Raw genomic sequence first — 20,001 nt, 5'->3', positions numbered from 1 at the left:
CTGGTACATGAATGTCTGCTTAGTGCCAAAAGCGGACCTTATCTCTCAGGGTCCACCAGACCATCCATGAGTATATACTGCGCCGCTTTACGCGCGTATTGATCAATCAAAGGCACAAGCCGAGTGAAATGCTCGCTGGCGCAATGTGCATCGAGTGCCGCCCGGTCAGGCCATTCTTCAATAAAAATAAAATGCCCCGGATCCTTTTCATCTCGATACAAATCATAAGCAATACACAGAGGCTCTCGTTTCGTTGCTGCGATGAGCTCGCGGTATAAAGGGAGAACGGTGTCGACGCACTCGGGTTTGATAAAATCTTCGGCAATGACCTTTAGCATGCGAACTCCTTCATTAAAAATGGCCAGGGCTTTTGATGGATAATGCCAGCCTGAAGGGCTATTTCAAACAGAATGTCCGCTCCTCGCTCAAAGCAGACTAAGTCGAGGAAACATTTTAGACCGGCGCGATCAGCCATAGCCGAAGACAAGCTACCAGGGCATTCCCTCGCAGCCGCACGCGAAATAGTTCGACCCAACACGCCAGTTACCCTTGAATAAAGCGGCGAGCAACGCTCGCAGCAATCGGCTCCTCAGAAAAGAACTTCACCGGCCCGAACAAATAATGGTGAATATATTTTTTCAGCCGTGAACGGTCGAAGTGGCGGTAAAAACAGTCGCCTAATATCTCCAGTTCTTTACCGTACAGCTGAGCCTCCAGCCCCACGGTTGAATTGATGGTGATAACCTTTGCCGCCTGCTGGAGCAGCCGGGTGGGGTTTTCAGCGCTCAGGGCAAAGCCTAGCTGCGCTTTCAGTGACACCACCTTCTGGATCTCCGCCATATTAACTTCCGCAGGATGCATTTTTACCACCAGCCGCTGCTGCGTGCGCCGGGCTTCTGCCGCCGCATGGTGAATCAAATCCTCGTTAATTTTATCCGTATAAAGCGCAAGCTGCGCGTCGTGCGACACCTGTAACGGGGCGAAGATAAACGGCTGTCCGCTCTCCAGCACCCGGTCGCTCGACGCCTGTTCAACCAGGTGTGCCTGCGGGTTATTGCGCGCCTGCGGTGGAATGCGCTGTTTGAATTTTTCGTAGCGCAGCATCCACTGCTGGTGCCGTTCATCGCTCACAGCGGGAAAGGCGTCCAGCTTTGTGGGGTCGCGCGCCAGCGAAGAATCAGCGTTCACGCCAACCGGGTCGAGGAATACGGTATCGGGCAGGTTCGATTGCTCGATATAGCGCATCTCGACCTGGTGCATTTTACAGGTGAAGGCGCAGGCTTTGGTCACTATCGCCGTGCCGCTGCCAACAAACATCCGGCGCACCGGAATGCGGTCAAACATCGTCTTGAGAATAAAAAAGGTGCTGAGGTAGCGTGCGAGACACTCGTCTTCGTCGACGCGATGCAACACGTACTCCATCGAGCGGCGAATATCCGCCTTGATGCTGGCGTGTATCGCCGGTTTGCTCTTGATGTTGTCCATCAACTGCGGGTTACGGAACATCGGTATCCACAGCGTCTCAATACCGGAAAAGTGCGCTTCGGCGTAGCGCCGCACCTGTTCGTCCTGAATGACAAAGAGGCAGGGATGGCGCTGCAAATCCAGCGCCTGAACGATGCGCCAGTAAAAACGCGCGACCGGAATATCGAAGAGGAAAAAGGCCGTCACGCCGTTGGCGGCGGGGTTATGCGCGCTCATCGTGGGAAGAGTTTCTCCTGCAAGCTGTGCAGCAGCGCGTTAGTCTCGCCTTCACCGCGCGCGTGTTGTTCAAGGGCTTCCACAATCACCTGCGCCGCACGGGTACCAGCCTGCCCGTCCATAAACGGGTCGCAGTAGCGCTGACGAATCTCGTTGAGTGGCGCGTCCAGCGCGGCCCAGTCGTAGCCGTCGGCGAGGGCTTCGCGCAGCGTCGACATATCATGGGCGACCGGCAGTATGGCGCGGATGCGCTGATCGGCGCTGTTCGGCGTCGAGTAGCTTTGCTGGCCGTCCAGCAGTGCGTCCATGCCGGGCCAGTCGAGCAAAATCACCCGCTTGTTCATATGGATGGCGTCAAAGATAAAGCCGCTGCTGTCGGTGAGCACGTAGTCCGCTTTTGCCAGCAGCGGCAGCACCAGTTGGGGGTCGTCGATATGTTTTTTCAGATGACGTTCGGCTAGCGCCAGCGATGCTGACTCTTCCGCGCGATGGCAAGTGCCGTGGTGCAGCTTGGCGATCACGTTAAATTCACGGCTTAAACGGCCGAGCTTTTCTGCCCAATGGGGCAGTGAGCTTAGCGCACCGTAGGTTGGCGCATACAGGATAGTGGGTTTTTTCGGGTCGAGCTTCAGCGATGCCGGAAGCTCGCGCGAATACCGGCCATTGTGCCACTCATCGAAACGCGGGTTGCCGACCACCTTCGCGCTGCCGTTGATGTCCAGCGCCTGCTGGCTGTAAGGGCCGTAGCACAGAATACGTTGGTAGAAGGTGTTCCACCAGGCGTGGTTCCACGCTTCTTTAGCAAGGCCGTACATGGCCCGAACGTGAATATCCGCCAGTCCGTTTAGCAGCGGGGTGTAGTAAGGGCTCACCAGACAGCGAAAACGCTGGTGCTGGGCAATCACGCTGGAAAGCTGCGCACCGCCGAGCGTCGGGTTATCAATCCCTTTGATGGTGGCGATCATCTCATCAAGGAACGATTTTTGGATCCGGTCGCTTACCAGCAACGAACAGCGCAGCCCCATCGCCTGAAGCGCGAGAATAATGGGTTTGTAGACCGCATAATGCAGGCCCGTTTCCATATAAAAACCAATCACGTCGCTGGTGGCGTTGGCGGGAAGGCTGTCTGACGGGCGCTGTACCGCGGCGGGAGAGCGGTTAATCTTGTTGAAATAGAAGCGAATGTTATCCGTTTCCTGTTGTTCAATGTCACTGTATCCGGTGCGCTGATAGCTCAGGCTCGGGTAGCAGGCCAACCATTTTCCTTCGCGCATCAGCGGCTGCCATTGTTCTTCCAGCGTGCTGGAAAGGTCCTGCTGCATCTGCTGGGCGAGGGTGGCGTAATAGCGGCTGCTCACTAGGTACGCGCAGACTTTCCGGCAGTCCCGCGCATGGATAATCCCGGTGAGTTTTTTTAGCTCGCTGCCGCGCTGGATCTCGCCGCCGAGCAGCACCACTTCCCAGGGCAGTTGGGGGAGGGCGGCCAGCAGTGCGTTCAGTACGCGGGTGTGTTTCTCCTGCTTTAGCAAAATCGCATCGTCTTCCAGCAGCAGATAGTTTTGCCAGCCCTGCTGCTGCGCCATCTGCAAGGCTTCCAGGTGCGACTGGCGGCGGCCAAGTTGGCCATTAGCGTTCTCGCTGGCGGCCAGGCGGACAATTTTCTCCGCCGGTACGTTCAACTGCGCCAGCTCCTGTTGGATCTGACTGAGGCGATCCGGGCGCTTGTCGAGGTTGACGATCACCACGCGATCGATGGCCGCCCAGTCGATCGGCTGGTTGTGGGTGGCGTTATGCAGACTCTGATACCAGGTACGCAGCATCGGGTCCGCGATCCGCTGTTCGAGCGTGTCAGTAATCGGTTTACTGCTGCCGAGGACAAAGTCTTTATCAAAGGTGTTCTGACTGTGCGAGATGCACAGAATGGTGCGTTCGCCGGGAAGCTGGAGCGGGTTGACGCTGAACTGATGGGTAAACCCAGCCTCTTCTGCCAGATTACAATCGTCATCATAGCGGTGTTTTTTCAGATAGTTGCGATGATAACAGAAGGTGCCGTTGAGGATATTTTGCGCGCCGAAGCTGCGGGTTTTAAACAGCCGGTTGATATGGCTATACCAGATAGGAATCTGATCGGCGCCGGAAATCAGCGCCCGGTGCTGCTGCATCATATTGATGGTGTAGGAGATTTTATCCGCCGGATAATAGTCGTCATCGTCCATACACAAAATGTATTCACCTTTTGCCAGCGCGTTGAGCATATTGCGCTTTTTGCCCAGAGCCAGCTTTTCCGGGTGATGAACGTAGCGAATATTGAACGCTTCCGGTTTCCCCTGCGTCAGCCGCTCAATAATGGGCAGGTGGCTTTGCGGCGAGTCGTCGAGGATTACCAACTCTCGCCGGTCGGCCGGGTAGTCCTGATAGCGGTACATATAGAGCAGATAAGGTAAAAAAGCGGCGCGGTTCCAGGTCGGTGTGACCACGCTGACGAAAGGTTTTTCGCGGCCGGTATCAAGAGTTTTTACGACGTTGGTGAGTTTAGACATGATGGGCTGTTTACTGTGAAGCGAAAAAAAAGGGCCGGAGGCAAATCCGGCCAATGAACTCTAGAGAGTTAATAATGAAAAGGCACACAGGAGCGGGTCCGCAGGCAGTGCCTGGCGGATCTGCAGTCGGGTTGACGCGGCGTCTTCGCTATAACGCCAGCGCTCAAACAGTGCAAAAAGCGCGAAAATTTCTTCCTGGTTCAACGACGAGCCTTCAAGAGTCCACAGGCTGAAGAGCGTGCGCAGCAAGAAGTAGTCGGTCACCAGCGTGAAGTAGCATTCCGCGGTATCGGCCCCGGCCTGCTGCGGGAAAGTGTCGTGATACAGGCGATAAATCAGGTAGTTATTCAGCACCCACGGCGACGGCGCAAAACAGCGCTCGCGGGTGATCTGCCACTGAGTCGTTAGCTGTTGCTGGAGCAGTGCTTCGCTGTTGGCGTCCTGAAGCATCAGCAGGCTCACCTGTAGCTGCAGCGTCTGTCGCCGTGGGCTTTCCGGCAGGCTATCCCAGTCAAGTTCCAGCCCGCCGAGGCGGGTTAACAATTGGCACTGAAGCTGCGTGATGGCTGGCAGACGCGCAAACTGCTGCTGCAACCGTCCGGCCTCGGCGTGGGCGGCAAGGCCTTGTGGAATCGCCGCCAGTTGGCTTAGCGTTTCCGGGCTTTCATCCGTTAGCTTGTCGCTGTACGAGACCATAATGCCGAGCGCGTAAAGGCGCAGCTCTTCCGACAAACCCGGCAGCGTGATGACATCCAGCGCCGCCTGGTTCAAGGTCTGCTGGCGCGCGCTTAACGGGCTAGCGTTCGGGATTGCATCACATTGCGTTACGTGCAGGCTAAAGGCGTCAGGCGTGCCTAATGCGGCTTCGCAGCTGGCGGCCGTGGTCAACGTCAGGCTCTGGCGAATTTCGTTTTCAAAGACCCTTTGGGTCTTTAGCGCTGAATCCGGATGGCGGGATAAAAACGCGCGGACAAAGTCTGGCTCGTAACATTCAATCATACTCATATGGTGCTCTCAGCATTCCCTTTTATAAAATCCATATGGCGCTAAGCAATTACCGTGCCTTTTTTTTATTATCAATATAATCAATAGGTTAATTTTAAGCGGAAAATCGTTTTCCGCTTTACGGCAACGCTACGGGCAATAGATAAAATCCGGCTCGGTGCCTAAAAAAGTCTGAATAAATTCGTACTGGCGAATCAGCAGCTCGCCATTTTTTTCGTTGTAGGCTTTGCAGCGTTCTGCCTTTTGCTCCAGCGCCAGCCACCAGCCGCGGGCGGCATTTTTTTGGGGGGCGGGCAGCCAGTTAAAGACCTGCTCCAGCCCGCTGCGGTTGACGCTTACCCCCAGCGTTTGCAACAGCGAACGGCGCTGCTGGCTGCTGGTGTTGAGCTGTTCGTAGTACTGCTGAATCTTGTCGTTAACGGCGAGCAGGTCGTCGCTGGCGCGACGAATCATGCACAGTCGTTGCTGTTCCAGCAGCGAACGCAGCGCATCGTAGTGGCCGTCGTCGTCGCGGATCCCCTGTAGCAGGATTTTCACCTGTTGAAGCGTCGTACTCACTCTTCACGTCCTTTATTGCTGGAAGTAGCTCAGCATATCAGCGGCCAGATCGTCGGGGTTCACCTGGAGCTGGCCTGCTGCTAATGCGGCCTGCATCTGGGCCACTTTGTCGTAGTCCACGTCGTCCTGGGCGTCGTTATTCAGCGTTTGCTGCGCCGACTGTAACCCGGCCTGAGTGATGTCATCCGCAGACAGCGTTGATGTGTTGCTGGTGCTGCTCTGCGCCGTGCTGTTCTGCTTGTTTCGCTCGCTTCCTGAGACGGAAGCCGGGCGGCTACCGGAAATCATGGGCGTAATTTTCATATCAACCTCGTGCAAATCCCGCATGGTCGTTCGTCTGTTACCGCATAAAAGCGGCGACAGCGGCGGAAAACTTTAATCGTTGGCTAAAAAAACGCGTTATGGCGTTGCGTTCAGCGTCTCCACCACCCCAGCCTGGTCGACAACGCCGCTAATCACCCGCTGGCTCGTGGCATTACGCACGCGGATCACATCGCCTTTGTGCCCATTTTTCATCGCCACGCCGGGCATGGACGCGGTAATCCCCTGCATACGGGAAACAATCATCACCGGCTGATCGCGTTTCACCAGCAGCGGCTGCACCAGCTCGGCGGCGGTCAGCGGCTTACCGGGTTGCAGCGCGCGCTTGCTGGTCAGGCCAACGACGTCTTCCGGGTGCATCAGCACGTCGCCGTGCTGGTTACTGATGTTGAATTTTTTCAGCTCGATATCGTCGGCCGTAATTTCGGTATTGCGTGGTATCAGCGAGCGCGGCATCACCACGGCGACGAAGACATCAGGCCGCACGCCGACGTTAACCTTCCAGCCGTTGGCATCCTGACAGCTAACTTCATAGTTCATACGGCTAAGCGCCATGTCGGGGGGAGAGGTGAGGTTAAGATGCAGCGGCGACGGGCAGACCGTCGCGTTCGCCACCATGGAGGGGATAAAAACGTTGAACGTGTAGCGATAATCCTGCCACTGGGCTTTTTGCGCCTGGGCTTCAATGATTTGGGTTGCCGCGTGAAGCACCTGGGCGTTGATCTGTTCTCTGGCGCTGTGCTGTACCGGATGGACGGCGGCACAGACCGGAAGCGCCGCGCTGAGCGTCAGCATAACTTCCGCAACCAGGCGGAAAATTCCTTTCCCTTTATGGCGTAACAAACTCATAAATCCATTTCCTATCAATCACTTAAAAAGTTGGCATGTATATTGCTATAACTGGCAAGGACGATGCAGGAGTGATGGAAGAAATGGCAATCAGTTTTCAAAAAGCATTGGGTGTACATCCGCAGGCAGTGCAGTTACGTCTTGAGAGGACCGAGCTACTGACCGCGAATCTGGCGAACGTCGATACGCCAAATTTCAAAGCTAAAGATATTGATTTTGCCGCTGAGATGCAACGGGCAAATGGTTCCACCGCAGAGCCGCAGGTGGACGTGAAGTATCGCGTGCCGATGCAGCCCTCTGAGGATGGCAACACCGTGGAGCTCAACACCGAGCAGGCGCGGTTCTCGCAAAACAGTATGGATTATCAAAGCAGTCTGGCGTTTTTAAATCTGCAACTAAGCGGGCTTAGGGAAGCCATTGAAGGGAAATAACAATGTCTTTTTCAGATATTTATCAGATTTCTGGTTCGGCGATGACGGCGCAGACCATTCGCCTCAACACCGTCGCCAGTAACCTGGCGAACGCCGAATCGCCAGCGAGCAGCGAAGCGACGGCCTATAAGGCGCGCAGCCCGGTATTTGCGGCGGTCTATAACAACAGCCTGATGGGCGGCCACAACCGCCATGAGATTGATGGGGCCAGCGTACAGGTGCAGGACGTGCTGCAAAGCGGCGGAGCGGAAAAACGCTACGAGCCGCATAACCCAATGGCTGACCAGACCGGATACGTCTACTACCCGGACGTGAACGTGGTGGAACAGATGGCCGACATGATGTCCGCCTCGCGGGATTTTGAAACCAATGTTGACGTGCTGAACAACGTGAAAAGCATGCAGCAAAGCCTACTCAAGTTAGGGGAATCGTAATGAATGCTTTGGCGCTGTATGCCCAATCACAGGCCCTGTCATCCGAAAGCGGAAAGACGGCGGTCGCGGACAATAACCTCGGCGCTACGGCATCGAGCAACAATCTGGGCGCCAGCGATAGCAGCGCGACGAGCGATACGACGGACACCAGCAGCACCAGCGGTACGGCGACCACCACGACCTCGACGGAGAGTTCCGGTGTAGACACCTTTTTAACGCTGTTCGTGGCGGAAATCGAAAATCAGGACCCGACCGACCCAGCGGACCCGACCGAGTATATCGACCAGCTCTCCTCGATGGCGCAGGTGGCGATGATGAGTGAAATGAGCGTGCAGGCCAACACCAACGCCGTTCTGATGAGCAACCTTCAGGTGATGGCGCTGGGCAATATGGTGGGCGACACCATCATGGTGCAGACCTCATCGCTGGATTTGGCCGACAACACCCAGGACATCCAGGGTCGCGTCACGCTGGACGATGCCTGTACCGACGTTGAGCTGCACTTTACCGATGCGGCGGGAGATGACTATGCCGTATCGCTTATCCCGGACGGTGAAACGTCTATCGGCCCCGGTCAGGTTGATTTTGATATTAACCCGTCCGATTACGGCATTCCCGCAGGGGATTACGACATCTCTGTCGTCACCAACACTGGCGAAGAAGAGGTGCCGATTGAAGTCTCCGGTGAAGTGGAAGACGTGCGTATTCCGCTCGACGGCAGCACGCCAGTGCTCAACGTCGCGGGGGTAGGTGAAGTGCCGTTTACCATGATTAGCCAGTTTGGCGTCCCCGACGCCAACGATGATTCTGCCAACAGTGATGTGGCGTAAGTTAGCGAAATAACAGGAAAAAATAATGAGTTATGAAATTGCCGCGACGGGTCTGAACGCCGTCAACGAACAGCTTGATGGTATCAGTAACAACATCGCCAACGCCGGTACGGTGGGATATAAATCGCAGTCTACTCAGTTCTCCGCGATGTATGCCGGTACTCAGGCGATGGGGGTGAGCGTGTCGGGCTCGGCACAAAGTATTTCTACCGGCGGGTCGATGGTCTCTACCGGCAACGCGCTGGATCTGGCGATTAACGACGGCGGTTTTTTCGTTATCTGCGATAGCGCAGGCAACATCAGCTATACCCGCGCAGGCTCTTTCGAAACGGATAAAAATGGCTATATCGTCAACGCTTCCGGCGACTACCTGCAAGGCTATCCGGTGGATGACAGCGGGACGCTGCAAACGGGGACCGTGACGAATATTCAAATCAAAACCGGCAACATCCCGGCGCAACCGACCACCTCGGAAACCTTTACCGCAAACCTGGACTCCAGTTCAGAGGTTATCGATCCATCCGTCACACCGTTTGACCCAAATAACAGCAACACCTATACCTCCAGTTACACCACCACGGTGTACGACTCGCTGGGCAATGAACACTCGGTCGGCCAGTACTTCACTAAAACAGGCGATAACCAGTGGACGGTCTCCTACACCTTTGATGGTGAAGATCAAGGCGATAGCGTAGAGCTCGACTTCAGCTCTACCGGTGAACTGGTCTCTCCGACCACGCCGCCAAGTATGACCTTCGCCACCAGCGGCGCGGACCCGATCACCATGACCTTTGATTACAGCAGCTGTACCCAGTACGGCTCTGATTTCTCGGTAACCGCCAACTCCGCCGACGGCTACGCTTCTGCCACGCAGAACGGGGTTCAGGTGGATGACGACGGCAAAGTGTATGCCACCTACAGCAACGGCGAGCGTATGTTGCAGGGCCAGGTCGTTCTGGCGACCTTCCCGAACGAAAACGGGCTGGAAGCGGTGAGCGGTACCGCCTGGGTACAGACCGGGGAATCCGGCACGCCGCTGATTGGCGCTCCGGGCTCCGGCGCGTTCGGCACGCTCTCTTCCGGCATGCTCGAAAGCTCTAACGTGGACATCACCAACGAGCTGGTGGATCTGATGACGGCGCAGCGTAACTACCAGGCGAACACCAAGGTGATCTCCACCAGTACGCAGCTTGATGACGCACTCTTCCAGGCGATGTAAGGCACTGACTTATGGATCGGTTGATTTATACCGCGCTCAGCGGTGCCTCGCAGACGCTGGTTGAGCAGCGCATTAGCGCCAACAACCTTGCTAACGTCAATACCAACGGCTTTCGCGCCGACGTGCCGATGTCGCAGTACCAGCAGGTCAGCGGCCGCGGCTTCACCACGCGCTATATGGCGCAGGAAAGCCCGAGCGGCGTCGACGACAGCACTGGCGTCGCGGAAAAAACAGAACGTCCGTTGGATGTCGCCATTCAGGGGACGGGCTACATCGCGGTGGAAGATAGCGCTGGGAAAGAGGTGTATACCCGCAACGGCAATATTCAGCAGGACGATCAGGGGCAGCTCACCATCAATGGCTACCGCGTGCTGGGCGATAACGGCCCGATTACGCTGCCGCCCAACGCCATCGCCTCTTTCGGCAGCGACGGCACGCTGTCGGTCACGCCGGATGACGGCGATGTGACCGCCACCATGGATATCGATCGCCTAAAGCTGGTGGATATTTCGGTCAGCAACCTCGCGAAGAACAGCCAGGGGATGCTGGTTACTGCCGATGGCGTCCCGGCCCAGCGCGATGAAAACATCAAAGTGAGCGGCGGATTCCTTGAAGGCAGCAACGTCTCCGCGGTGAGCGAAATGATGTCTTCTATTGCGATGAACCGTCAGTTTGAAGCGCAAATCAAGATGATGAAAACGGCCGAGGATATCAGTGACTCAGGCAACCGCCTGCTCACCGGCTCCTAATCAGGAATAACGCATTATGAACGCAGCATTATGGATCAGTAAAACCGGCCTGTCGGCGGAAGATGCTGAGATGAGCGCGATTGCGAACAACATCGCAAACGTCAATACCACGGGCTTTAAGCGCGACCGCGTGATGTTCCAGGATCTGTTCTACCAGACCCAGGAAGCGCCGGGCGCCATGCTCGACCAGAACAATATCATGCCGACCGGCATGCAATTCGGTAGCGGCGTGCGCGTGGTGGGTACCCAGAAAACCTTCACCGAAGGCAACGTGGAAACCACCGACAACGCCATGAACGTGGCCATCATGGGGCAGGGTTTTTTGCAGGTGCAGAAAGCCAACGGCGATATCGCCTACACCCGCGACGGCAACCTGCAAATCAACGCAGACGGCGTGCTGACCAACTCGGAAGGCCTGCCACTACAGCCGGAAATTGACGTGCCAGCCGGGGCAACCAACGTGGCTTTCGGCGAGGACGGCACCGTCACCGCCATTCTGCCGGGCGAAACCGACGCGACCGAACTGGGACAGCTGACGCTGGTGAACTTTGCCAACCCGGCCGGGCTCTCGGCGGAAGGGGACAACCTGTATCTGGAAACCGCCGCCAGCGGCCAGCCGACGGAAGGCGTGCCGGGCGAAGATGGCCTCGGTACCTTGCAGGACAGCGCGCTGGAAGGTTCCAACGTCGATATCGTCAACGAAATGGTGTCGATGATTACGGTCCAGCGGGCCTATGAAATGAACGCCAAAATGGTCTCTGCGGCGGACGACATGCTGCAGTTTATCAGCCAGACGCTGTAAGGCGTATCGCGCGTCCCTCCCACTCCTCGGTGGGAGGAATAACAATGGATTTGTGAGTAGGTTAATAGGCTGAACGTGAAAAAATATCTGTGGCTGATGGTGCTTGTCCCGCTACTGAGCGGATGCGAATCGCAGGCCATTCTGGTCAAAAAGAACGACGAATACTTTGCGCCCCCGAAAACCGAACAGCCGCCTGCGGCGGAAGGTCGTGCGGGTGGGGTATTTGAAACCGGCTACAACTGGTCGCTAACGGCAGACCGCCGCGCCTATCGCGTGGGGGATATCCTGACCGTGATGCTGGAAGAGTCCACTCAGTCCAGCAAACAGGCGAAAACCAACTTCGGTAAAAACAACACCGTGGATATCGGTGCGCCTACGGTCTTTGGTCATACCAAAGATAAGCTCTCCGGCAGCATTGACGCGAACCGTGACTTTACCGGTAGCGCCACGTCGCAGCAGCAAAATAGCCTGCGCGGTGAAATCACCGTCTCCGTACATTCGGTGCAGCCAAACGGCATTCTGGAAATTCGCGGTGAAAAATGGCTGACCCTCAATCAGGGCGATGAATACATCCGACTGAGCGGCCTGGTCCGCGCCGATGATATTCAGAACGATAACTCGGTTTCCTCCCAGCGCATTGCCGATGCTCGCATCTCCTATGCCGGTCGCGGCGCGCTGAGCGATGCTAACGCGGCGGGCTGGCTGACGCGCCTGTTTAACCATCCTCTCTTCCCGATTTAAGCCGGAGACTGAAATGCAACACTCAAGCTGGCGCTGGATGAAGGCGTTAAATGGCGTCGTTATTGCGCTGTCACTGTTTTTGCCTGCGGCGACGCAGGCGCAATCGCTGGAGTCGCTGGTTAATGTCCAGGGCGTGCGCAGCAACCAACTCGTTGGCTACAGCCTGGTGGTGGGTCTTGACGGCACCGGGGATAAAAACCAGGTGAAATTTACCAACCAGACGATTACCAACATGCTGCGCCAGTTCGGCGTGCAGCTACCGTCGAAAATTGACCCGAAGGTGAAGAACGTCGCCGCGGTGGCGGTCAGCGCGGTGCTACCGCCGATGTACTCTCGCGGGCAGACCATTGACGTCACCGTGTCGTCGATTGGCGATGCCAAAAGCCTGCGCGGCGGCACGCTGCTGCTAACCCAACTGCACGGTGCGGACGGCGAAGTCTACGCGCTGGCGCAGGGCAGCGTGGTGGTGGGCGGGATGAACGCCACCGGGGCCAGCGGCTCCAGCGTGACCGTCAATACGCCAACGGCTGGGCTTATTCCTAACGGCGCGTCGGTGGAGCGCGAAATTCAAAGCGATTTCCAGATGGGCGACACCATTACCCTCAACCTGAAGCGCCCGTCGTTTAAAGATGCCAATAATATTGCCGGGGCGATCAACGCCTCGTTTGGCGGTATTGCCACGGCGGAAAGCTCAACCAACGTGGTGGTGCGTGCGCCAACCAGTCCGGGCGCGCGCGTGGCGTTTATGTCCCAACTGGATGATGTACAGGTCAGCGCGGAAAAAGTCCGCGCCCGCGTGGTGTTTAACTCTCGCACCGGCACGGTGGTGATGGGTGACGGTATTGCCCTGCACGCGGCGGCGGTTTCTCACGGCAGCCTGACGGTCTCGATTAACGAAAGTTCGAACGTCAGCCAGCCAAACGCCTTTGCCGGCGGCAGAACGGCGGTGACGCCGCAGAGCAATATTTCGGTTAACCACGCGCGTCCTGGAATGATAACGCTGCCGGAGTCCAGCAGCCTGCGCACGCTGGTGAGCGCGCTGAACAACCTGGGCGCCACCCCGGATGACATTATGTCGATTCTGCAGGCGCTGCATGAAGCCGGGGCGCTGGATGCCGATCTGGAGGTGATTTAATGGCGGACCTTAAGGTTCAGCATAGCGGCGGGATTGACGGCAGCGATGCGTTGATGGGGCCGAAAATCAAAGGCAACGACATTCAGAAAGCCGCTGAACAGTTCGAGGCGATTTTCCTGCGCAACATGATGAAAGAGATGCGTAAGACCAACGAAATTTTTGATTCCAAAGACAATCCGTTCAACAGCGATTCGGTGCGCATGATGCAGGGTTTTTACGACGACCAGCTCTGTAACTCGCTGGCTCAGCATCACGGGATCGGTATCGCGGCGATGCTCATCAAGCAGCTCTCGCCCCACAACAAAGGGTAACGCGCGCGGCGATTTAAGAACCTCGGTTTTTGCGCCGCTCTTAAGCCAAAAGGTTGTTAACGAGATACCGGGCAATGGACCGGCGAGGATTTTCTGATGGATATGATTAATATTGCCTACAGCGGGGCATCGGCGGCGCAGGTTGAGTTGAACGTGACCGCGCAAAACACCGCGAACGCCATGACCGATGGCTATACGCGACAGGAGGCCATGGTCAGTACCATTGGCGCCAGCTCCGGCTCTTCGAACAGCGCAGGCAACGGGGTTCAGGTTGACAGCATTCGCCGCGTGTCGAACCAGTATCAGGTCAATCAGGTCTGGTATGCCGCCAGCGACTATGGCTACTACAGCACCCAGCAGGAGTATCTCACCCAACTGGAAACCGTGCTAAGCGATGACAATACCAGCCTCAGCGGCGGCTTTGACGATTTCTTTGCGGCCCTGAACGATGCGACCACCAGCCCGGATGATTCGGCGCTGCGTGAACAGGTGATAAGCGAAGCCGGGGCGCTGTCCCTGCGCGTTGATAACACGCTGGACTACATCACCTCGCAGAGCAGCGAAATCATCTCCCAGGAGCAGGCGATGGTGACGCAAATCAACACCCTGACTTCGGGTATTGCCAGCTACAACCAGCAGATTGCCACGGCGGAAGCCAACGGCGATAACGCCTCATCGCTGTACGACGCGCGCGACCAGATGGTGGAAGAGTTGAGCGGCATGATGGACGTGCAGGTTAGCATCGACGATGAAGGCAACTACAACATCGCGCTGCAAAATGGCCAGCCGCTGGTGAGCGGCCAGAACAGCTCCACCATTGCGCTGCAAAGCAATTCCGACGGCAGTCAGAGCATGACGCTCACCTTCGCGGGCACCACCAGCAATATGACGATGGATACCGGCGGTTCTCTGGGGTCGCTGTTCGACTACCAGAATAATATTCTCACGCCGATGAGCGATACCATCGATAGCCTGGCAGAGCAGTTTGCTGATGCGGTGAACAACCAACTGGCGCAGGGCTACGATCTCAACGGCAACGCGGGGACGCCGCTGTTTATCTATGATCCGACTTCTTCCGACGGCCCGCTCGAAGTGAACCCGGACATCACCGAAGATGAGCTGGCGTTCTCCAGTTCACCGGACGAAAGCGGTAACAGCGATAACCTGCAGGCGCTTATCAATATCTCGAACGAGCCGCTGGAAATAGACAACCTCGGCAGCGTGACGGTGGGCGAGGCCTGCTCGACAATCATCAGCAAAGTGGGGATCTACAGCCAGCAGAATCAGACGGAAGCGACCGCAGCCGCCAACGTCTATAGCGAAGCGCAGAACCAGCAGAGCAGCGTCAGCGGCGTGAGTATGGATGAAGAGGCGGTCAATTTGATCACCTACCAGCAAATCTATGAAGCCAACCTGAAAGTGATTTCCGCCGGGGCCGATATCTTCGATTCCGTGTTGGATATGTGTAGCTAACCTGGAGCGTTAACCGATGCGAGTATCTACCCAACAAACCTACACGTCGATGACGCAGAGCTTTAATAACCTCTCAAGCGATTTGACGCACGTTGTGACCCAGATGGCGACTGGCAAAAGCATTATTCTGCCGTCCGATGACCCGATTGCGGCGACCCGTATTACCCAGCTTAACCGCCAGCAGTCGGCTATCAGCCAGTATCAGGACAACATTGATACCGCCAGCGCAGGGCTAAGCCAGCAGGAGTCCATTCTCGATGGCGTAAATAACGACCTGCTTTCCGTGCGCGATGACCTGCTGCAAGCTGCTAACGGCACGAATACCGCAGATTCTCTGGCGAGCCTCGGGCAGGATATCCAGTCCCTGACGACCTCGATGGTGGCGGCGCTGAACTACCAGGACGAAGACGGTCACTATGTCTTCGGCGGCACCGTGAACGACCAGCCGCCGATTGTCGCCGTGGATGACGATGGCGACGGCGTGACCGATAGCTACCGTTATCAAGGTAACGGCAATCACCGTGAGGCGACGGTGTCAAACGGCGTGGAAGTGGATACCAACGTGGCGGTCAGCGATTTCTTCGGCAGCAACCTGGACGTGTTAAATACGCTCACCTCGCTGTCCAATGAGCTGATGGACCCCACGCTTGATCCTTCCGACCCGCAGGTACAAAGCGATATTTCCAGCGCGGTCGACGTGGTGGACGCCGCTTCTGACTCGCTGAACGCCTCGATTGCGTCCATTGGGGAAACGCAAAATACGATGTCGATGCTGAGCGATGCCCAGACCGATATTTCCACCTCAAATGACCAGTTGCTCGGTCAGTTGAGCGATCTGGATTACGGCCCGGCGTCGATTACCTTTACCGGCCTCGAAATGGCCATGGAAGCAACGCTGAAAACCTACTCAAAAGTGAGTGAGTTAAACCTTTTTAGTGTGATTTAAGATTTCAGGAAAAGTATGCAGGTCGGTTTAAATACAACATCTCTCTCCGGCAGCGGGGCGCTTAACGCGTCGGTACAACCGCGTTCTGTTCAGCAGAACGCGTCCGTTAATAAAAAATTACCCGCTACGGCAAGTGATTACCCGGCCTCACCGCTGATTACCACACGGCCCCAGCGCTATAGCGTTCAGCTTAACGATCAGCTCACCACGTTGCAGCAGGCCGATCACTATCTCGGCAATCTGGAGCAGCAACTGCTGGATTACCGCCACGCGTCCCGGCGTGGCGGACAGGCGCAGCAGCAAAAGGGCGCTGAGATTACCACGCAACTTGCGAAGCGTAGTTCGCTCTCCGGCGGGGCCGTCGACCGTCAGCTGCAGTCGGTTCTACAGGGTACCGCGCGCGTGACGTTCCAATCGCCGGAGCTGGCTAACATGCTGCAAAACCCGCGCAGCGGTTCGCTGATGTTCAGCGTCTCGGACGGTCGCCAGACTCAGCTTTCCGCCGTGGTGGTGGGCGATGACGTGGATAGCGGTCAGTACAAATTGATGATGAGCAACGCGCTGCGCCGCGTGGGGGTTCAGATTCATGAGCAGAAGGGTAACTTCACCTTTTCCACCCCTGAAAGCCAGTGGCCGCAGGTTGAGCAAAGCCTGAGCCTTCGCGATGACGGCACCACCACCTCCGCCTTCACGCCGCTGAAGCTGACGGCAGAACCTTCACGTACGGACGATCTGGTGCAGAGCCTGGCGCAGGGAAGTTCACGTTCGCTCGACGCTGCGCTGGAGACCATTGCCGAGCAGCGCTCACAGATGGCGGTTCAGCAGGAAAAAGCGCGTCAGTTGATTGATGGGATGGCCCGCTTCCCGGAAGGTGAGAGCGCGGTGCTGGCCTCAAAGACGCTCGGCGGCGTGCTGGATGAGGCAAACCATAATTACCAGGTGCTCGCGCAGGCGGTCAATGGCCAGGCGCGTCTCTCCAGCCAGACCGTACGCAGCCTGCTACGTTAGTAGGACGCGCATTTAGAGGCGTTGGAGGTTAACTCATCGGGGTTGATAATTAAGATCCCGTTGGGGTCTCGCGTATGAATAAGCGTCATTTTATCGCCTATTGCTGTCCACCACATCGAGAGGTTGTGCTCGTTGGTGAAGCTGCTGAGATTAGCGGCTCGGATATCTTTGTCGTCGGTTTGTACGGCACTCTAAGTGCAGCTCACCCTGGGTATAATTGCCAATGCGACGATGAATACAGGCGCTAACTTTAAAGATTGACGGCGTACTGGCGTTGGTTTCGAAAGGCATCAGCGTGACGGTACTTTGTTTGCTGTTGCTATCGAGGATCACGGCGTGATGATCGCTCTCCCCGGTAGCCAGATTGTAATTTGCATATACCGTGTTTTCGATGGCGGCACTTGCGGTAAAACTCATGAGAAATAAGCCGCAGACCAGAGAAGCGCGAGCGATATTATTTACAGGCTGGCATTTCATTTAACATCTTATCCACTTCTTGATACATAATTTTTTTTATCTCTGCGTCTTTGCTTTGCCAGTTGTTAAAACGTAGCGCGAGCTGCCAACTGTGATTGCACTGGTTCTGGATAATCATGTTCATGGCCAGTTTGTTGAACGTCAATTTGTAATAAAGATTGATGGATGATTTGTGCTGCGTTAATAGCTGGTTGAGGTTTTCAAGACCACCTGCAATGTGTGAAGCACTCTGCAGCGTTTCTTTTTCTGCGTTTTCGTCATAGAGATGATAAATAGAGATGCGGTCGGCATGCTGAGCCACCTCTTTGATCATCACCGGCGTGTCTGATTCGCTCTCTTTGGCAAAGGCGTCATAAAGTCGCGTGGATAAAAACAGCGCGATAAGTATCAACATCAGCGTAATAAAAAGCATTTTAGGCCACTTCTTTTTACCTGGGATGATGGGGTTCGCCGTACTGCTGACGGTATCTAACGCGGCATTATCAATGGCTGGTGGCGTCTGCTGGGTTTTATTTTTGACTACCTCTTTGTCCTGGCCGTTGTCGTTATTGGTGGTGAGGGTTTGGTCATTTTTCTCATCAGGCTCCACAACGGAAATATAACTTTTATTAAACAAATAACCTTTCTTTGGAATGGTCTTAATAATTTCCTGTTGTTTACCATTATCATCAATAGCCGTGCGTAAAGCATGGATCGCCGTCGGCAGGCTGTTCCCACCTACCACCCTGTTTTTCCAGACTTCTGACATCAAAAATGAGCGCGACAAGACCATATCGGCGTGCTTTACCAGTGTTTCCAGAAGAATAAAGTGATACTCGCCAAGGCGCCTGACTTCCCCTGTTGAGGAATGTATTAATGCATTAAGTGACGAATCCATTCGCCAATTGTTGACTAAAATGCTCATGTTTTTTTACCTACGTAGCATTCAGCTTATTGCGAGAGCCACACTGCTAAGAATCAATAATATGAATGAAGTATAAATTTTAAAATTCCATTTTCTAATCTGACGTTAGCCAATAATGTGTCTTTATTGTGTGTTTTTTGGGCGGGTCGAAAATGGACAGGAAATGTATCTAAAGACATTGATGTAGACAATATCAAAATACCTGGTATTTGCAACTGAATGTAATATTCAACGAGATAATGTAATGTCGATATGCCGCATGGCTGATAGCAATATTAATGATTTCATATGATTAATGCGTCATTAAGCCGATTAATTCTCATGCGAATGGGATCTTTCTCATAATTTTATAAATCGTGTTTTTGGTCTTGCGGACGGCTTTTTTCCTGATGTTTAAGTGAAAATTAAAATGCTTTTAAATGAAAATAATATGAGACAGGCAAGAGTGCGGGCTGGTGGCACATAAATCAGGATGGAAAAATATTCTGCAGAAAATCGAAAAAAATTTTTTAAGGGCTTTAAGTTTTCAAAGTGACTGGTCGTTTTTACTGGGTATCGAACCTAAACCGATTATCCTCAAGGAGCAGTACCATGTTATCGATTAATACTAACAACGCCTCAATGGCAGCCGTCAACGCCATCAACAAAAGCAACGCATCTCTGTCCACCTCCATGGAGCGTCTGGCTACCGGTAACCGCATCAACTCTTCCGCCGATGACGCCGCGGGTAAACAAATCGCTAACCGTCTGTCCGCACAGTCCAGCGGTATGGGCGTTGCGCTGAGCAACATTCAGGATGCGACCGCGATGCTGCAGACCGCTGACAGCACCTTCGATGAAATGACTGACGTGCTGGGCCGTATGCAAGACCTGTCTACTCAGGCAGCGAACGGCACCTACAGCGACGACGACCTGCAGGCGATGCAGGACGAATACGATGAACTGGGTCAGCAGATGTCTGACATGCTGCAGAACACCACCTACGGCGGCACCAACCTGTTCGGCGATGCCACCACCAGTAACACCAAAAAAGATGGTCTGTTCACCAGCAGCGTGACCTTCCAGGTGGGCGCTGAATCTTCCGATACCATGACCGTGGATATCTCTAGTCAACTGAGCGACCTGACCGATGCACTGGGTGATGTTAGTGCTTCCTTCACGGCGGACCAGGCTGATGCCACGGGTTCTGCCCCTCTGTCTGGCGGCTCTGAGTTGACCGCTTCCGGCTCCGCAAACAGCATGATTGATACCATTCAGACCGCGATGGATGACGTTTCCAAAATCCAGTCCAAACTGGGTGCGTCTATCAACCGTCTGAACGACACCGCTAACAACCTGACCAGCATGCAGGACAACACGGAAGTGGCTATCGGTAACATTATGGATACCGACTACGCGACGGAAGCGTCCAACATGACCAAACAACAGGTGCTGATGCAGACCGGCATCACCATGCTGAAACAGTCCAACAGCATGTCCAGCATGGTCTCCAGCCTGCTGCAGTAATTTCTCCCTTTGCGGTGAAATTTGGTTATCCACAACACCGCCGTCAGGCGGTGTTGTGCGT

The 20,001-nt window shown here is 55.2% G+C and carries 22 protein-coding genes; 13 read left to right on the top strand and 9 right to left on the bottom strand.

The features are described 5' to 3' along the window. Positions 1-38: 38 nt before the first annotated feature. The 7 genes from ACH1XZ_RS20740 to flgA all read right to left on the bottom strand — a co-directional run bounded on the left by ACH1XZ_RS20740 (position 39) and on the right by flgA (position 6,920). Positions 39-338 carry a putative quinol monooxygenase gene (locus ACH1XZ_RS20740; protein ID WP_052283340.1) on the bottom strand — a complete coding sequence of 100 codons (300 nt, stop codon included), beginning with the start codon at positions 336-338 and terminating at the stop codon, positions 39-41. 205 nt (positions 339-543) lie between these two features. Beyond that, entirely contained in the window at positions 544-1,701 is a 1,158-nt protein-coding gene (locus tag ACH1XZ_RS20735; RefSeq protein ID WP_395596987.1) for a capsular polysaccharide export protein, LipB/KpsS family, read from the bottom strand. Continuing rightward, complete coding sequence (locus ACH1XZ_RS20730) at positions 1,698-4,241, bottom strand: glycosyltransferase (protein WP_395596986.1); 2,544 nt, start codon at positions 4,239-4,241, stop codon at positions 1,698-1,700. The genes ACH1XZ_RS20735 and ACH1XZ_RS20730 overlap by 4 nt, the downstream gene beginning before the upstream one ends. A 60-nt stretch (positions 4,242-4,301) precedes the next feature. Beyond that, entirely contained in the window at positions 4,302-5,246 is a 945-nt protein-coding gene (locus ACH1XZ_RS20725) for a lysine-N-methylase (protein ID WP_395596985.1), read from the bottom strand. A gap of 129 nt (positions 5,247-5,375) precedes the next feature. Then, complete coding sequence (locus ACH1XZ_RS20720) at positions 5,376-5,804, bottom strand: flagella synthesis protein FlgN (RefSeq protein WP_395596984.1); 429 nt, start codon at positions 5,802-5,804, stop codon at positions 5,376-5,378. Between the two features lie 12 nt (positions 5,805-5,816). Then, positions 5,817-6,107 carry a flagellar biosynthesis anti-sigma factor FlgM gene (flgM, locus tag ACH1XZ_RS20715; protein WP_395596983.1) on the bottom strand — a complete coding sequence of 97 codons (291 nt, stop codon included), beginning with the start codon at positions 6,105-6,107 and terminating at the stop codon, positions 5,817-5,819. 96 nt (positions 6,108-6,203) lie between these two features. After that, positions 6,204-6,920 (bottom strand): flagellar basal body P-ring formation chaperone FlgA, encoded by a 717-nt coding sequence (gene flgA / locus ACH1XZ_RS20710; RefSeq protein ID WP_395597021.1) that lies wholly within the window; start codon positions 6,918-6,920, stop codon positions 6,204-6,206. 137 nt (positions 6,921-7,057) lie between these two features. Between flgA and ACH1XZ_RS20705 the strand changes: the two genes are divergently transcribed. The 12 genes from ACH1XZ_RS20705 to ACH1XZ_RS20650 all read left to right on the top strand — a co-directional run bounded on the left by ACH1XZ_RS20705 (position 7,058) and on the right by ACH1XZ_RS20650 (position 17,053). Then, positions 7,058-7,405 carry a flagellar basal body protein gene (locus tag ACH1XZ_RS20705; RefSeq protein WP_315407048.1) on the top strand — a complete coding sequence of 116 codons (348 nt, stop codon included), beginning with the start codon at positions 7,058-7,060 and terminating at the stop codon, positions 7,403-7,405. 2 nt (positions 7,406-7,407) lie between these two features. Then, the gene (gene flgC, locus ACH1XZ_RS20700) at positions 7,408-7,839 is read left to right on the top strand and encodes a flagellar basal body rod protein FlgC (RefSeq protein WP_315406996.1); all 432 of its coding nucleotides are present in this window, start codon (positions 7,408-7,410) and stop codon (positions 7,837-7,839) included. After that, on the top strand, positions 7,839-8,669 hold the full coding sequence (locus tag ACH1XZ_RS20695; RefSeq protein ID WP_395596982.1) for a flagellar hook capping FlgD N-terminal domain-containing protein: 831 nt from the start codon (positions 7,839-7,841) through the stop codon (positions 8,667-8,669). The genes flgC and ACH1XZ_RS20695 overlap by 1 nt, the downstream gene beginning before the upstream one ends. A gap of 25 nt (positions 8,670-8,694) precedes the next feature. Further along, complete coding sequence (gene flgE / locus ACH1XZ_RS20690) at positions 8,695-9,888, top strand: flagellar hook protein FlgE (protein WP_395596981.1); 1,194 nt, start codon at positions 8,695-8,697, stop codon at positions 9,886-9,888. A gap of 11 nt (positions 9,889-9,899) precedes the next feature. Continuing rightward, a complete protein-coding gene (locus ACH1XZ_RS20685; RefSeq protein ID WP_395596980.1) occupies positions 9,900-10,637 on the top strand; it encodes a flagellar basal body rod protein FlgF in 738 nt (245 codons plus the stop codon). A 16-nt stretch (positions 10,638-10,653) separates the two neighbouring features. Further along, the gene (gene flgG / locus ACH1XZ_RS20680) at positions 10,654-11,439 is read left to right on the top strand and encodes a flagellar basal-body rod protein FlgG (protein WP_315407002.1); all 786 of its coding nucleotides are present in this window, start codon (positions 10,654-10,656) and stop codon (positions 11,437-11,439) included. 75 nt (positions 11,440-11,514) lie between these two features. Continuing rightward, complete coding sequence (flgH, locus tag ACH1XZ_RS20675; protein WP_395596979.1) at positions 11,515-12,180, top strand: flagellar basal body L-ring protein FlgH; 666 nt, start codon at positions 11,515-11,517, stop codon at positions 12,178-12,180. 13 nt (positions 12,181-12,193) lie between these two features. Next, the gene (locus ACH1XZ_RS20670; RefSeq protein WP_395596978.1) at positions 12,194-13,315 is read left to right on the top strand and encodes a flagellar basal body P-ring protein FlgI; all 1,122 of its coding nucleotides are present in this window, start codon (positions 12,194-12,196) and stop codon (positions 13,313-13,315) included. Beyond that, the gene (locus ACH1XZ_RS20665) at positions 13,315-13,626 is read left to right on the top strand and encodes a rod-binding protein (protein WP_315407006.1); all 312 of its coding nucleotides are present in this window, start codon (positions 13,315-13,317) and stop codon (positions 13,624-13,626) included. Before ACH1XZ_RS20670 ends, ACH1XZ_RS20665 begins: the two co-directional genes overlap by 1 nt. 96 nt (positions 13,627-13,722) lie before the next feature. Further along, positions 13,723-15,099 (top strand): flagellar hook-associated protein FlgK, encoded by a 1,377-nt coding sequence (flgK, locus tag ACH1XZ_RS20660; protein ID WP_395596977.1) that lies wholly within the window; start codon positions 13,723-13,725, stop codon positions 15,097-15,099. 16 nt (positions 15,100-15,115) lie between these two features. Then, positions 15,116-16,045: a flagellar hook-associated protein FlgL gene (gene flgL / locus ACH1XZ_RS20655; protein WP_395596976.1), complete on the top strand. Its 930-nt coding sequence runs from the start codon at positions 15,116-15,118 to the stop codon at positions 16,043-16,045. Positions 16,046-16,060: 15 nt separating this feature from the next. Further along, the gene (locus tag ACH1XZ_RS20650; RefSeq protein ID WP_395596975.1) at positions 16,061-17,053 is read left to right on the top strand and encodes a flagellar hook-associated protein; all 993 of its coding nucleotides are present in this window, start codon (positions 16,061-16,063) and stop codon (positions 17,051-17,053) included. A 150-nt stretch (positions 17,054-17,203) separates the two neighbouring features. Here ACH1XZ_RS20650 and ACH1XZ_RS20645 read toward each other — a convergent pair whose 3' ends face one another. Both ACH1XZ_RS20645 and ACH1XZ_RS20640 read right to left on the bottom strand, forming a co-directional pair. Next, positions 17,204-17,470, bottom strand: coding sequence for a hypothetical protein (locus tag ACH1XZ_RS20645; protein ID WP_395596974.1), 267 nt, complete (start codon positions 17,468-17,470; stop codon positions 17,204-17,206). Between the two features lie 37 nt (positions 17,471-17,507). Next, the gene (locus ACH1XZ_RS20640) at positions 17,508-18,434 is read right to left on the bottom strand and encodes a winged helix-turn-helix domain-containing protein (protein ID WP_395596973.1); all 927 of its coding nucleotides are present in this window, start codon (positions 18,432-18,434) and stop codon (positions 17,508-17,510) included. A 591-nt stretch (positions 18,435-19,025) separates the two neighbouring features. On the opposite strand from ACH1XZ_RS20640, the gene lafA reads away from it, so the two are divergent. Next, entirely contained in the window at positions 19,026-19,940 is a 915-nt protein-coding gene (gene lafA, locus ACH1XZ_RS20635; RefSeq protein WP_395596972.1) for a lateral flagellin LafA, read from the top strand. The last annotated feature ends 61 nt before the right edge of the window (positions 19,941-20,001 follow it).

This window comes from Kluyvera chengduensis, assembly GCF_044197065.1.
Classification (GTDB): domain Bacteria; phylum Pseudomonadota; class Gammaproteobacteria; order Enterobacterales; family Enterobacteriaceae; genus Kluyvera; species Kluyvera ascorbata_C.
Note: the sequence above shows the minus strand (reverse complement) of the source record. Positions and strands in the feature narration are given on the sequence as shown.

What these genes read in the sequence shown, in the direction of transcription:
- ACH1XZ_RS20740 (WP_052283340.1), bottom strand. Translation starts at nt 338, where the DNA reads ATGCTAAAGGTCATTGCCGAAGATTTTATCAAACCCGAGTGCGTCGAC.
- ACH1XZ_RS20735 (WP_395596987.1), bottom strand. Translation starts at nt 1,701, where the DNA reads ATGAGCGCGCATAACCCCGCCGCCAACGGCGTGACGGCCTTTTTCCTC.
- ACH1XZ_RS20730 (WP_395596986.1), bottom strand. Translation starts at nt 4,241, where the DNA reads ATGTCTAAACTCACCAACGTCGTAAAAACTCTTGATACCGGCCGCGAA.
- ACH1XZ_RS20725 (WP_395596985.1), bottom strand. Translation starts at nt 5,246, where the DNA reads ATGAGTATGATTGAATGTTACGAGCCAGACTTTGTCCGCGCGTTTTTA.
- flgM (WP_395596983.1), bottom strand. Translation starts at nt 6,107, where the DNA reads ATGAAAATTACGCCCATGATTTCCGGTAGCCGCCCGGCTTCCGTCTCA.
- flgA (WP_395597021.1), bottom strand. Translation starts at nt 6,920, where the DNA reads ATGCTGACGCTCAGCGCGGCGCTTCCGGTCTGTGCCGCCGTCCATCCG.
- ACH1XZ_RS20705 (WP_315407048.1), top strand. Translation starts at nt 7,058, where the DNA reads ATGGCAATCAGTTTTCAAAAAGCATTGGGTGTACATCCGCAGGCAGTG.
- flgC (WP_315406996.1), top strand. Translation starts at nt 7,408, where the DNA reads ATGTCTTTTTCAGATATTTATCAGATTTCTGGTTCGGCGATGACGGCG.
- ACH1XZ_RS20695 (WP_395596982.1), top strand. Translation starts at nt 7,839, where the DNA reads ATGAATGCTTTGGCGCTGTATGCCCAATCACAGGCCCTGTCATCCGAA.
- flgE (WP_395596981.1), top strand. Translation starts at nt 8,695, where the DNA reads ATGAGTTATGAAATTGCCGCGACGGGTCTGAACGCCGTCAACGAACAG.
- ACH1XZ_RS20685 (WP_395596980.1), top strand. Translation starts at nt 9,900, where the DNA reads ATGGATCGGTTGATTTATACCGCGCTCAGCGGTGCCTCGCAGACGCTG.
- flgG (WP_315407002.1), top strand. Translation starts at nt 10,654, where the DNA reads ATGAACGCAGCATTATGGATCAGTAAAACCGGCCTGTCGGCGGAAGAT.
- ACH1XZ_RS20670 (WP_395596978.1), top strand. Translation starts at nt 12,194, where the DNA reads ATGCAACACTCAAGCTGGCGCTGGATGAAGGCGTTAAATGGCGTCGTT.
- ACH1XZ_RS20665 (WP_315407006.1), top strand. Translation starts at nt 13,315, where the DNA reads ATGGCGGACCTTAAGGTTCAGCATAGCGGCGGGATTGACGGCAGCGAT.
- flgK (WP_395596977.1), top strand. Translation starts at nt 13,723, where the DNA reads ATGGATATGATTAATATTGCCTACAGCGGGGCATCGGCGGCGCAGGTT.
- flgL (WP_395596976.1), top strand. Translation starts at nt 15,116, where the DNA reads ATGCGAGTATCTACCCAACAAACCTACACGTCGATGACGCAGAGCTTT.
- ACH1XZ_RS20650 (WP_395596975.1), top strand. Translation starts at nt 16,061, where the DNA reads ATGCAGGTCGGTTTAAATACAACATCTCTCTCCGGCAGCGGGGCGCTT.
- ACH1XZ_RS20645 (WP_395596974.1), bottom strand. Translation starts at nt 17,470, where the DNA reads ATGAGTTTTACCGCAAGTGCCGCCATCGAAAACACGGTATATGCAAAT.
- ACH1XZ_RS20640 (WP_395596973.1), bottom strand. Translation starts at nt 18,434, where the DNA reads ATGAGCATTTTAGTCAACAATTGGCGAATGGATTCGTCACTTAATGCA.
- lafA (WP_395596972.1), top strand. Translation starts at nt 19,026, where the DNA reads ATGTTATCGATTAATACTAACAACGCCTCAATGGCAGCCGTCAACGCC.